This window comes from Olleya sp. 1-3, assembly GCF_002836085.1.
Classification (GTDB): Bacteria; Bacteroidota; Bacteroidia; order Flavobacteriales; family Flavobacteriaceae; genus Olleya; species Olleya namhaensis.
On sequence record NZ_PJBW01000007.1, the window covers coordinates 41471 to 54341 of the forward strand.

At 30.7% G+C, this 12871-nt stretch carries 11 protein-coding genes; 8 read left to right on the forward strand and 3 right to left on the reverse strand.

Translation table 11 applies throughout. The features are described from left to right. Window positions 1–15: 15 nt before the first annotated feature. The 3 genes from CXF54_RS09405 to CXF54_RS09415 are packed head-to-tail and all read right to left on the reverse strand — an operon-like array spanning window position 16 to window position 3499. Window positions 16–1209, reverse strand: coding sequence for an ABC transporter permease (locus CXF54_RS09405; protein ID WP_101203354.1), 1194 nt, complete (start codon window positions 1207–1209; stop codon window positions 16–18). After that, the gene (locus tag CXF54_RS09410; protein WP_157823427.1) at window positions 1206–1838 is read right to left on the reverse strand and encodes an ATP-binding cassette domain-containing protein; all 633 of its coding nucleotides are present in this window, start codon (window positions 1836–1838) and stop codon (window positions 1206–1208) included. Before CXF54_RS09410 ends, CXF54_RS09405 begins: the two co-directional genes overlap by 4 nt. A 5-nt stretch (window positions 1839–1843) precedes the next feature. Beyond that, window positions 1844–3499 carry a DUF4836 family protein gene (locus CXF54_RS09415; RefSeq protein WP_101203356.1) on the reverse strand — a complete coding sequence of 552 codons (1656 nt, stop codon included), beginning with the start codon at window positions 3497–3499 and terminating at the stop codon, window positions 1844–1846. Between the two features lie 226 nt (window positions 3500–3725). Here CXF54_RS09415 and typA point away from each other — a divergent pair, with 226 nt between their 5' ends. The 8 genes from typA (at window position 3726) to CXF54_RS09455 (ending at window position 12870) form a co-directional block, all read left to right on the forward strand. Further along, window positions 3726–5525 carry a translational GTPase TypA gene (gene typA / locus CXF54_RS09420; protein WP_090841380.1) on the forward strand — a complete coding sequence of 600 codons (1800 nt, stop codon included), beginning with the start codon at window positions 3726–3728 and terminating at the stop codon, window positions 5523–5525. A 3-nt stretch (window positions 5526–5528) separates the two neighbouring features. Beyond that, window positions 5529–6302 carry a nicotinamide mononucleotide transporter family protein gene (locus CXF54_RS09425; RefSeq protein ID WP_101203357.1) on the forward strand — a complete coding sequence of 258 codons (774 nt, stop codon included), beginning with the start codon at window positions 5529–5531 and terminating at the stop codon, window positions 6300–6302. Window positions 6303–6378: 76 nt separating this feature from the next. Further along, window positions 6379–6579 carry a hypothetical protein gene (locus CXF54_RS09430; RefSeq protein WP_090841374.1) on the forward strand — a complete coding sequence of 67 codons (201 nt, stop codon included), beginning with the start codon at window positions 6379–6381 and terminating at the stop codon, window positions 6577–6579. Then, window positions 6579–7958: a nodulation protein NoeA gene (locus CXF54_RS09435; RefSeq protein ID WP_101203358.1), complete on the forward strand. Its 1380-nt coding sequence runs from the start codon at window positions 6579–6581 to the stop codon at window positions 7956–7958. The genes CXF54_RS09430 and CXF54_RS09435 overlap by 1 nt, the downstream gene beginning before the upstream one ends. Then, window positions 7955–9433, forward strand: coding sequence for a hypothetical protein (locus CXF54_RS09440; RefSeq protein ID WP_157823428.1), 1479 nt, complete (start codon window positions 7955–7957; stop codon window positions 9431–9433). Before CXF54_RS09435 ends, CXF54_RS09440 begins: the two co-directional genes overlap by 4 nt. 156 nt (window positions 9434–9589) lie before the next feature. Beyond that, window positions 9590–10462 (forward strand): GNAT family N-acetyltransferase, encoded by an 873-nt coding sequence (locus CXF54_RS09445; protein ID WP_232782603.1) that lies wholly within the window; start codon window positions 9590–9592, stop codon window positions 10460–10462. Then, the gene (locus tag CXF54_RS09450; RefSeq protein ID WP_101203361.1) at window positions 10459–11562 is read left to right on the forward strand and encodes a DegT/DnrJ/EryC1/StrS family aminotransferase; all 1104 of its coding nucleotides are present in this window, start codon (window positions 10459–10461) and stop codon (window positions 11560–11562) included. The genes CXF54_RS09445 and CXF54_RS09450 overlap by 4 nt, the downstream gene beginning before the upstream one ends. Continuing rightward, window positions 11563–12870, forward strand: coding sequence for an O-antigen translocase (locus tag CXF54_RS09455; protein WP_101203362.1), 1308 nt, complete (start codon window positions 11563–11565; stop codon window positions 12868–12870). It begins immediately after the preceding gene. The last annotated feature ends 1 nt before the right edge of the window (window position 12871 follow it).

Here is a 12871-nt window from a genome sequence, read left to right on the forward strand (position 1 = left end):
TGATGCAAAGATAAGTTAATTTTCAGTAGTTAGTAGGCTTGTATTGGGTCTTAACATTTGCTGTATTTTACTATTTGTATGGTTACGATAATACAAGGCTAATAATATAAAAAGGACAATACTTATTGCAACTAGATAAATAATAGAAGTCATTGTTTTTTCGACGTGTAAAAGTGCTAAGTAAGGCGAAATAATTATTTTACTAATAACACTTAATACTAAAGCAACGACAATGGAAATAGCTAAAATTTTATAAGCAATGGTATGGTATACTTTAGCAATTTGAGCTTTAGAATAGCCTAAAAAGTGAAGTTGCGTAATGGTCTGTTTGTTTTTTAATATCAACAAGTTAATGTTTGTTATGACTAAGTAAATGGATAAGAATGTAATTAATAACCCAATACCTAAAACAATACTAAGTATTAATTTTAAGACATAACTCAGTTTTGAGTTTTGTACATCATTTGATAAATAATTGTACTTTTTTGAAGCTAGAAATTGTAATAATTTAGGATCTGATGGATTGATAACATCAAGAATAATTCTAGATATTTTAGATTCTTTTAAAGGGCTTAATGTTTTGTTGGTATAGATTAAAAAGGATTCTGGAACTAATATAGAATTTATTTTTTCGGAAGCATCCAAAATATAAGCAGGATATAGTTCTGTTTTACTTGAGCCAGTAAGTTTTAGGTCAATAGGAATTTGTCTTATAATTTTCTCATTAATCTGAGGCATTCCAGTACTTGCTGCGTATCCAAAATTATAAAGGTTAATATAGTTTTTAGGAATTATAATCGGGACTTCTCGATCTCCGGGTTGCCATTTCCAATCGTCACTTTTAATGTCAATAAATTCGTCTCCAACAGCTTCTAAAAACATTTCTGTAGATATCCCAGTGTAGTTGGGTAATGTTACACTTGCAAGTACACGATAGGTGCCATGTGTAAAACCGCCCGTTTTATTAATAAAGGGTTGTTGTTTAAGTTCTGCTATTTCGTCTGTAGTAAAAGCGTTATCTCGTCCTAAGTCTTTATAAATAATTAAGTTTTGATTGCCTAACAAATCGTTTTCTGAACTAAACACCGGTCTTGTGTCAATAAATAACTGAATCACAATTAGTAATATGGCTAATCCTAAACTAGAACTGAGTGCAAAAAATAGGAGTTGAGATTTATCAACTTGTTTTTTTAGAAGTGTATCAATCATAGCAGTAGTATTTTTGTATAATTGATATTATAAGTATCACCTAAACTTGCAATTATTAAAGTTGCTTTGTTTTGTTCTACTTCTTGAGAGACAAGGTTAACTGCATTTGTTATTTGAGCTTGATCTATATGGCTAAAGGGCTCGTCTAATAATAAGATCTTAAATGGTTGGCATAAAGCTCTAACAATAGCAACACGTTGTTGTTGACCGTAAGATAAAGTTTCTGCTTTTTTGTGTGCTAATTGATCTACATCCAATTGTGCTAACATTGCCAAAATCTCAGTTTCAGATTTATGATTGGTTAGTGTGTTTTTAAGTTGAATATTTTCCAAAGCTGTCAATTCTGGAAATAGTCGAAGACCTTGAAATACAATCGAAATTTTTTCTCGTCTTAAAGACGTCCAATCATTTTCAGAAAATGAACCAATTGTCGTTTTCTCAAATATAATAGAACCAGAATAGCGATTATTTAAGCCATATAAAAAGTTGAAAAATGAACTTTTTCCACTTCCGGAAACGGCTTTTATTAAATATTTTGAATTTGGAAGTAATTCAAAATTTTTACTCCAGACTTCGGATGAAGCTGGAGTAAAAAAGTTTGGTGTTATATTTTGGATTGTAATTTGCACGCTAATTAGTTCTTTTCAGAAGTAAGTTTAGCTATTTCATCACCGTATAAAATTGTCTGAATAAGTGAGTTTTTATCACCTTTTGTAGTTATAAAGGACTCAGCTCCATTAATATCCATGTAGAAATGATTTTCTTCAAAATACTTTTCGTACAATTCAGCACTTTTATCTGTTATGTTGTCTATTGGATTCTTTTTTCTGCCTCTAGAAAAACTATTAAAGTCGTCATAATTGTCAAAGCTTGTGTAACGACTAGATCTATTGTATTGATTAGTTTTGTATAGCTTAGAAACGATACTATTAAAATCACCTTTACTGTAAAAGTAAAGACTATGAGATAATTTATCGATATGCTTAAAATCTGATAAGTTTTTTGCTAATTTTCCACTATTTTTAACTTCATCAGCTTTATTTCCATCGTTTGTCATAAAAATTAAATCATCAGTAACCACCATTAATATATCCTCATCCAATTGATAATAATTTTTGCTAATTTCCTTAATTCGTGATTTTTTTTCTTTTAAAGCATTAAAAAATCTATCAAATTTGGCTTTATCTTTTATAGCTATAGCGGTATAGATATTTGGAGATTTGTTTTCAGGAGAATCATTTTTGTTAGCCGTAAGTATTACTGTTCCGGTAAATATTTTTGAAAAATCTTGAGTGTCCATTCCTAAGTCTTTTTCAAGTTCACGATTAGCTCTTTTGGTATTTTTTTTCAATTCTTCTCTTATCGAAATAGGTAAAGACTTGTTGTCTTTTAAGCTTAAGATGTGTTCGTAAATTGTTTCAGTATCTACAGATAGTTTTGTTAGCATGACAGGATTACTAGGCAAAACGTTTAGAAGTTTTTTGTTATATGAAGTAGTCATCCATTTGTCATAACCTACTAACGATTTAATGTCATTGTTTAATTTTAGTTTAGTAGCGCTATGTACGTTATCATCTTCAAAACTGCTATAGTAGCTCAGATTGTTATTTTCTAAATTAATATTCATCCCTGCAAATGCACTCAAAATACCATCCAAAGCATCTCCTAGTGGAGAAGAAGTAATATGTAAGCCTATATCTTGGTTTGTGTCAAAAAAGTTGTCAAAATAATTAGTAGCTAATATAGTTTCTTGCCTATCTAAATTTGTTAAATCTATTAATTCTGCTGCTGCATAGTTTTTTGCTCCAATAATTAATGCAGTTTTATTGTTCCAACCAATAGCAAGCTCTTTAGTTGAATATATTGTAAAATTGTTATCTTTTCCAACATTAGTTTCTTTTTCTAAATTTGGAATTTTATTTAGCATTGGTGTTATAAAAGTTTCAAAAGCACTTGCATCTTTAATTGGTAGGGCTAAGCCTCCAAACCCAGATAGTCTTTTAATAGATCCAAATCCAAGAATAAATTCTTTTCTAAAGGTGTTGTTTAAGTTTTCTGAGGTCATAAATTCAGAAACAAAATCTTTTATTTCTTTAGGAGCTTTGTCTTTAATAAGGGTGTTTATATTTAAATTCTTCATGTCCAAAGCTTTACTTTTTTCAGACAAGGATTTTAGATTGACATACATGACACCAACAGCGTCTTTTGGGATAAAGTAAGATTCTTCATTTTTAGTACCGCAACTGGCTAATAAAATAGAGGCGACTAATAGGGAAAGGATTTTTTTCATGGTTATGATTGGTTTTTTAACGGGTTGATTAATAAGTTAACAAATCTAATAATATAATGTTTTGTAGGAAATATTTTATAGTAAATTTCTATATTTAAACATAACTATCTGTGTGTGTTTGTTTAAAAATGTTACAAATTTTAAAGAGGAATTTATCAAATATAAATTAAAACGGGTTTTTAGATAAAAATTGAGTACATTTGCACGCTTAAAATAAGGCACCATTATGGCTAATATTAAAAATATTGCAATTATTGCACACGTCGATCACGGAAAAACTACGTTGGTTGATAAAATCATGTACCACTGTCAATTGTTTCGTGAAAACGAAAACACAGGAGACTTAATTTTGGATAACAATGATTTAGAACGTGAAAGAGGAATTACAATTACTTCTAAAAACGTTTCTGTAATTTACAAAGACACAAAAATTAATATCATTGATACACCAGGTCACGCCGATTTTGGAGGAGAAGTAGAGCGTGTATTAAACATGGCTGATGGTGTTGTATTATTAGTGGATGCTTTTGAAGGACCAATGCCTCAAACGCGTTTTGTATTACAAAAAGCGATTGACTTAGGTTTAAAACCTTGTGTTGTTGTAAACAAAGTAGATAAAGAAAACTGTACTCCGGATGAAGTACATGAAAAAGTTTTTGATCTAATGTTCGAATTAGGAGCAGAAGAGTGGCAGTTAGATTTCCCAACCGTTTATGGTTCGGCAAAAAACAACTGGATGAGTGATGACTGGAAAGTAGAAACTGAAAATGTTGAGCCATTATTAGATATGGTTATAGAGCACGTTCCTACGCCTGTTTTTGATGAAGGAACAACTCAATTACTTATTACTTCTTTAGATTTCTCTTCTTTTACAGGTCGTATCGCGATTGGTAGATTACAAAGAGGAAGTTTAGTAGAAGGACAACAAATATCTCTTGTAAAAAGAGATGGTTCTGTTACAAAAAGTAAAATCAAAGAATTATTTATATTTGAAGGTTTAGGACGTAAAAGAGTAGACAGCGTACAAACAGGAGATATCTGTGCAATTGTAGGAATCGAAGGATTTGAAATTGGAGATACTGTTGCAGATATTGAAAACCCAGAGGGTTTAAAATCAATTGCAATTGATGAGCCTACAATGAGTATGTTATTTACAATTAACGATTCTCCTTTCTTTGGAAAAGATGGTAAATATGTAACGTCTCGTCACATTAAAGATCGTTTAGAAAAAGAATTAGAAAAGAATTTAGCACTTAAACTAGGTGAAACTGGTAGTGCAGATAAATTTATGGTCTTTGGACGTGGTGTATTACACTTGTCAGTTTTAATTGAAACGATGCGTCGTGAAGGTTATGAATTACAAATTGGGCAACCACAGGTAATTATCAAAGAAATTGATGGTGTTAAATGTGAGCCAGTTGAAGAATTAACAATTGACCTTCCAGAAACTGTTTCTGGTAGAGCTGTAGAGTTTGTAACTTTACGTAAAGGTGAATTATTAAGTATGGAAGCAAAAGGAGATCGTATGATTTGCGAATTCTTAATTCCTTCTCGTGGTATTATTGGTTTACGTAACTTGTTATTAACAGCTACTGCTGGAGAGGCAATTATGGCACACCGTTTTAAAGAATACCAACCATTAAAAGGTGCTATTGCTGGACGTATTTCTGGATCTTTAATTTCTATGGAAAATGGTAAAGCTATACCTTACTCTATCGATAAATTACAAGATAGAGGTAAGTTTTTCGTTGAGCCAGGTGAAGATATTTACGAAGGTCAAGTAATTGGTGAGAACTCTCGTCAAGATGATATGTCTGTAAACATTACTAAAGCTAAAAAGCAAAGTAATGTACGTAGTTCTGGAGCAGATGATAAAGCTAAGATTGTACCAGCTATCAAGTTTAGTTTAGAAGAAGCATTAGAATATATCCAAAAAGATGAGTATGTAGAGGTTACACCAAACCATATTCGTTTACGTAAGATCTATTTAACAGAAAACGATCGTAAGAGAAACAAGATTGCTTAATACGTGAAGCACTTACAGTTACCAAATCCAACACTTAGACGTGTAGTACACTCTAAATATATAGATATAGTTGGTGTAATTTTGGTAGCCGCTATCTGTTTTTACAGAGGGTTTCATGAAACAATATATTATCAGGGAGGTATCCAATTTGGGGTACCTCTTTCTGGTTTTAGTGATTACATATCTAAAGGCGCTTTTCCAATTGGATTATTGTCTACAATAGGAGCTGTTGTATCTTTATTAGCTGCTAGAATGATTGTTAAACAACAAAATCTAGGAAATTGGATTGGCGTGTTTACTACTGTTAATTCAGGTATTATTGATTACCTATTTGGAAATCATTCTGCCATTATAACCTACCCCTTAACATTTATTATAGCCATTATTGCTACCAAAAAATGGAGTGATGGTGAGCAGGTTAAAAAAGCAGATACCAAATATTGGTTACTCATACTTTTGGCCTTTATAGTCTCTTATACATTAGTGTTTTTAGGTTTTTATTGGTTTGGAACAACTATTAAAAATCAATTTTTTAAACACACCGTTGCTATTATTTTTGGAATATCATTAGTGGGTAATATAAGTACCGCTTTTAAATACGAGCAGACTTTTTTAACGTGGTCTTTTTATAACCTAGCGCAGATTATTAAAAATGTAATACAAGGTAATGTTGCAAACATTGTTAAATATGTGTTTTACATCATAAATTCAATACTTACTTTTTTTGATTGGCGTATTAATGGCGATGTTAAAAAGACAAAAGAAGAGTTAGGTTAAAGCTTCTCTGATTTAATAATTACATTATATTCTTAATATAAATTTGTAACAATGTTTATATTTACAAAAAACACAAATGTATAGTCTCTATTTTGATCCGGGTTTAGGTGCGATGATTATTCAATCTATCGTGGCTGCAGTTGCGGCTATTCTTTTATTTTCAAAAAATATCATGTATAAAGTTAAAGTCTTTTTGGGAATGGACAAAAAGGAGAATGATGATCTTTTTGATGATATTAATGTAAAAGATTCTGATACGGATAAAACGTCTAAATAGTGACTACCATATCTAAACATAGTGCTTCATTTAGAGATCCTTCTGGATATGTGTATCTAGACGATGGTGTTATTAAAAGAACCATTAATCCTATTTATTTTAAGCAGTATGAAGCCTTAAATACTTCTGGATTTTTTAAAGCCTTATTTGATAACAAGCTTTTGGTTGCCCATAAAGAAGTTTCAGCTACAGCTGAAAAAATTATAATCCAACCAGAACACATTCCGTTTATTACTTATCCATACGAGTGGAGTTTTAATCAATACAAAGAAGCAGCATTATTAACATTAAAACTTCAGAAGTACGCCTTAGAGCATGGGTTTTCTTTAAAAGATGCTAGTGCCTTTAATGTTGCGTTTTACAACGGAAAAGCTATTTTTATTGATACGCTTTCTTTTGATTTTTATGCCGAAGATTCACCCTGGCGAGGATACAAACAATTTATATCTCATTTTTTAGGACCTTTAGTATTGTCACATTATCATGGTGCGCAATCCATAAAATTAATAAGTAATTTTATAGACGGTATTCCAATTAAAATGTTGGCATCTATGTTGCCTTTTAAAACTAAACTTAACCCGTTTTTGTATACTAATATTCATTTATTAGCAAAGTTTGAAGACAAGCATAGTCAAGATTATAAAGGCGAATCTAAAGCATCTGTATTATCTAAAAAAGCACAGTTAAATATTGTTCAAAGCTTATATAATTATATAAAAAATCTAACACTTAAAGAGCATAGTGAGTGGGGTGATTATTATGATAAAACAAATTATAGTACTAGAGCTTTTATTAAAAAGGCGACAATTATTAATCAATGGATTGATACATTAAAGACTAATACTATTATTGATATTGGTGGCAATGACGGTACGTTTGTTAGAAAAATAGAACGTCAATTACAGCAGGCCTTAGTTTGTGATATTGATAATAACGCGGTAGATTTTAACTTTAAAACAATTAAAGAAAACAAAGAGACTTACATGACGCCGTTTGTGTTGGATGTTTTAAATCCTTCTGCAAGTATCGGGTTTAATAATACAGAGCGTTTATCGTTTTTAAAGCGCATACAAGCTTTTGCGCCAGAAGCTACTTTAGCTCTAGCAGTCATACACCATATGTCACTTAGTGGAAATGTGTCGTTTAAAATGTCTGCACAATTTTTTGCATCGTTTTCTAAATATTTAATTATCGAATTCCCTAAACGAGAAGATTCTTGGGTGCAAAGATTATTAGATAGTAAGACTGATTTTAAGGATTACTTCGATTTTTATAACATTAGTAATTTTGAAAAAGAATACAGCTCTTATTTTGATATCATAGAAAAGCTAGCTATCCAAGACACGCATCGTGTGTTGTATTTAATGAAGGTTAAATGAAAAAGCGTCTTTCCAACTTTATAAACAATAAAAATATTCTTCCACTCTTAGTCGGTATAGCTTCGGGTTTGTATCCCATGTTATATTATTTTAATGCTAATTACACACAAGCAAATTCGGTAAGTCAATTACTGTTTTTTAGTTTTTTATTTATTGTTGTTCCAGTTTTAATCTTTAGTATTTTTAATTACTTTTCAAAAAAAATTAAACTTTTAGAAGCTAATAAATTCAAGCTTTTTGTTTTATTAGATATTGGCTTTTTTGGTAGTTTTATTTTGATAAGTACCTTTAGGTTTCAGTTAATTTATATCATTCCGCTAATTATTGTGGCACTGTGTTGCGCATTATTTTTCAGTAAACATTTAAAAAAAATAGTGGTCTTTCAGTTTCTGTTGGTGGTTATGGCTTTAGTATCACTTATTCCTACTATTTTTAAACACGTCACGTATTCTAAACAATGGTTAGAGCAGCCTGATGCTATTACCAAGGTTATATTTAAGACAACTCCTAATGTTTATTTTATTCAAGTAGATGGATATGCTAATGTGGATAAGTTAAGCAAAGGACCTTATGGCTATGAAAATTCTAGTTTTAACAGCTATTTAAAAGAAGCTGGTTTTAAAAATTATTCAGACTATCGAAGTAATTATTATTCGACATTAAGTTCTAATAGTTCGCTTTTAGCAATGAAGCACCATTACTATTCTAATCCGGATCACTCTTTTGCAGAGTTGTCTCATGCTAGAGAAAATATTGTCTCTAAAAACCCTGTTTTAGAGATTTTTAAAAACAATATGTATAAGACACATCTTTTGATGGACAAGTATTATTTTTTGCTAAATAGACCAACTTTGGGATTTGATTATAGTAACATAAAATATAAAGACGTACCGTTTAGGTATAAAGGACTGGGACCCGTTAGAGATGTTATTTCTGATTTAAAAACGGTATTGCCAAAAGATACTTTGACTTCTAATTTTTACTTTATTCAAAAGCTATTGCCTTCTCATGTTACTAACAGTTCAAGTGAGTCTGTGCATAAAATAACGGAAAAAGAAAACTACTTAAATAAGTTACAACAAGCTAATCTATGGTTACAAGAGATTATTACGTTGATAGATAGTCAGGATAAAAATGCGCTAATTATTATAACTGCAGATCACGGTGGGTTTGTTGGTTTTAATACCACGTTAGAAGCGCGAATTAAACAGTCAGATCCGGATCTAATATATTCTATTTATACTGCTATGTTGGCAATTAAATGGAATGGTATGCCTCCAGACTTTGATAATAAATTTAAAACTCCAGTTAATTTTTTTAGAATCCTTTTTTCTTATTTAGGTGAAAATGAGAGTTATTTGGATCATCTTGAAGATGATAGTAGTTATATTATGATCAATCAAGGCGCGCCGTTTGGAGTCTATAAATATATTGATAACCAAGGAGAAACGGTTTTTGAGCCATTATCTAATTAAATATACTACAATTGCTTTTTTAATTAGTAATTTAGGCTGGCCTAAAATTGTAATATTATTTTTTCAATACAAACATACAACCCCGAATACTTTAACGTTTGGAACGATTTTGTTGTCGCCTCCAAGAACGCAACGTTTTTATTTAATCGAAACTTTATGGAGTACCATAACGACAGATTTTATGATTTCTCATTGCTTGTTTTTAAAGATGAAAAACTAGTTGCTATACTACCAGCAAACAGGGTTGAAGATTGTGTTTATTCTCATCAAGGGTTAACGTATGGCGGCTTAGTGTTTAAAGAAAATTTAAAATTGAATAGCGTTTTATTAATTTATAAAGCACTTTTAAAATTTTTAAATGAAGCTAAAATAACAGAATTACAATTAAAAATATTGCCTTCTATTTATAATACATTGCCAAACGATGAGCAGTCTTATATCATGTTTTTGCTAAATGCAAAACTTAATAGACGGGATGCATTATCTGTAATTGATTACAGACAGGGCTTGAAATTTTCTAAAGATAGATTAGAAGGCGTTAAACGAGGTAAAAAACACGGTTTAGTTATTAAGGAAGAAGGAGGTTTTGAATCTTTTTGGTCTACAGTGCTTGAACCTAATTTAAATGAAAAGCATAATGTGAAACCGGTGCATAGTTTAGCCGAAATAACAGCGTTAAAAATTAATTTTGAAAAACAAATACGTCAATTTAATGTCTATCAAAATAATCAGATAGTAGCTGGGACTACAATTTTTGAGAGCAAATATGTTGCGCATTCGCAATATATATCGGGTAATAATCAAAAGAATGAATTAGGAAGTTTAGATTTTTTGCATCATTATTTAATTACGTCTGTATTTAATAATAAACGATTTTTTGATTTTGGAGTGTCTAATGTAAATAACGGAAGACAAGTTAATCAAGGTTTGCAATATTGGAAGGAAGGTTTTGGAGCAAGAACGGTAACACAAGATTTTTATACGGTGGATACTAACAGTTATAAAATTTTAGATACGGTATTGATATGATAAAGTTTTTAGATCTACCAAAAATTAATGCACGTTTTGAGTCAGAATTCAAATCGGAGTTCAATGCATTTTTAAATTCAGGAGTATATGTTTTAGGACAAGGTGTAACAACATTTGAATCTAACTATGCGGATTATTGTGGAACTAAATATTGTATTGGTGTCAGTAATGGTTTTGATGCTTTAGCTTTAATCTTTAAAGGCTATTTAGAATTAGGCGTATTGCAAAAGGGGGATGAAGTTATTGTGCCTGCTAATACATTTATTGCATCTATATTGGCTATTATGGAAGTGGGCTTAAAACCTGTTTTGATTGAACCTAATACGGATAGCTTTAATATAGAAGCATCGGAAATTGAAAAACATATTTCCGAAACAACAAAAGCGATATTGATTGTTCATTTATATGGGCAATTGTGTGATGTTTCTGAAATTAATGCGTTAGCCAAGCGTAACCAGTTATTAGTTGTTGAAGATGCTGCACAATCCACAGGAGCTATTGATAGTCTAACATCAAAACGATCGGGAAACTTATGCGATGCAGCAGCTTTTAGCTTTTACCCAAGTAAAAACTTAGGGGCTTTAGGAGATGCAGGAGCGGTCACTACTAATAATAAAGCATTAGCTGATGTTATTTTTAAATTAAGAAATTACGGCACATCATCTAAATATGTAAATGATGTATTGGGAGTAAATAATAGATTGGACGAAATTCAAGCGTTGTTTTTAAATGTTAAGCTTAAATTTTTGGATATTGATAATGCACAACGCTTAGCTATTGCAAAACGTTATCTGATAGAAGTAAAAAATGTAAAGATAAAATTACCGGTGTTTAATGGTTTACGCAATCATGTGTTTCATCTGTTTGTTGTTTTGGTAGAAAATCGCGATGATTTTATTAATTATTTAGAGTCACATAAGGTTCAATCAGGGATTCATTATCCAATTCCGCCGCACAAACAAAAAGCACTTCATCGATTTAACGAGTTAAAATTTCCGATAACAGAAAAAATTCACGAAACTTGTGTGAGTATTCCTATTAGTCCAGTTATGACTAAACTTCAGGTCGATACTGTAATAGCAATACTTAACGGATATTAATTGAAAAGATTTTTAGAATATATAAATACTAATGTTTTAGTTAAAGTGGCTTCACTTAACTCAATCTCTGTTATTGTAAAAATAATAGCAGGATTCTTAACATCAAAAGCACTAGCTTTATTTGTTGGGTCAGAAGGGATGGCATTAGTTGGTAATTTAAGAAACTTTACAGGGTCTATACAATCCATATCTATACTTGGGTTATACAAAGGTGTTGTAAAGTATATCGCTCAATTTAAAAACGATACTATTCAGCTTAGTAAAGTATTATCTACAGTATTCTATTTAGGTTTTATTTCCAGTTTTTTAATGTCTTTTCTGGTCTATCTGAAAGCAGATTATATTAATGACTTAATATTTAAAGACTATAATAATTATGCCTATATCATTAGGATATTTGCAGTAGCGATACCTTTTTATTGCCTAAACATGTTCGCCTTTTCTATTATGAATGGATTTGGTAAATATAAGTACTTGATAATATTCAATATTTTTGGACAAATCTTAGGGGCTACAGTTACTATTTTGTTGATTTGGCAACAAAAAGTAGATGGGGCTTTGATAGCTGTGGTAGTGGCAGAATCCCTTATATTTTTAATCACATTGGTTGGAATTATTAATCGTCGAAATTTTGCACCATTAATAAAGTCAAGTAACTTTAGTTTAAGTTTTGCTAGAAAGTTAAGTTCGTATTCCGGTATGGCTTTGTTTTCTGCAATAATATTACCATTAATAGCGATACTAATTAGAAGCTATATTATAGATAATATTGGATTAAAAGAAGCCGGTTTTTGGGAAGCCATGAATAGAATATCAAAGTATTACTTGTTATTTGTAACCACGCTTTTGACCATGTATATCTTACCTAGATTTTCAGAGATTGATAATATCAAGGATTTTAGAAAAGAAGTTTTTGGTTTTTATAAGTCTATTATTCCAATATTTGCTGTTGGATTAGTGGTCATCTATTTTTTGAGACATTTTATTGTTCAGGTTGTGTTGACGGACGAATTTACACCTGTTGAAGATTTGTTTTTATGGCAATTAATGGGTGATTTTATTAAAGTGCTGTCAGTAGTCATTGCTTATCAGTTTTTGGCTAAACGCATGTTTTGGCATTATATTATTACCGAAGCTTTTTCTGTAACCACGTTATATTTTACAAGTACATTATTGATTGACGAATTTGGGGTAGTCGGGGCAAATATGGCCTATTTTATAACTAATGTTATGTATTACGCCATAATACTATTAATTTTTTATTCGTCTTTATTTGGTGTACTACCGGATAATTTAGAAGGAGAGTAAT

What these genes read in the sequence shown, in the direction of transcription:
- CXF54_RS09415 (WP_101203356.1), bottom strand. Translation starts at nt 3,499, where the DNA reads ATGAAAAAAATCCTTTCCCTATTAGTCGCCTCTATTTTATTAGCCAGT.
- CXF54_RS09430 (WP_090841374.1), top strand. Translation starts at nt 6,379, where the DNA reads ATGTATAGTCTCTATTTTGATCCGGGTTTAGGTGCGATGATTATTCAA.
- CXF54_RS09445 (WP_232782603.1), top strand. Translation starts at nt 9,590, where the DNA reads ATGGAGTACCATAACGACAGATTTTATGATTTCTCATTGCTTGTTTTT.
- CXF54_RS09440 (WP_157823428.1), top strand. Translation starts at nt 7,955, where the DNA reads ATGAAAAAGCGTCTTTCCAACTTTATAAACAATAAAAATATTCTTCCA.
- CXF54_RS09405 (WP_101203354.1), bottom strand. Translation starts at nt 1,209, where the DNA reads ATGATTGATACACTTCTAAAAAAACAAGTTGATAAATCTCAACTCCTA.
- typA (WP_090841380.1), top strand. Translation starts at nt 3,726, where the DNA reads ATGGCTAATATTAAAAATATTGCAATTATTGCACACGTCGATCACGGA.
- CXF54_RS09450 (WP_101203361.1), top strand. Translation starts at nt 10,459, where the DNA reads ATGATAAAGTTTTTAGATCTACCAAAAATTAATGCACGTTTTGAGTCA.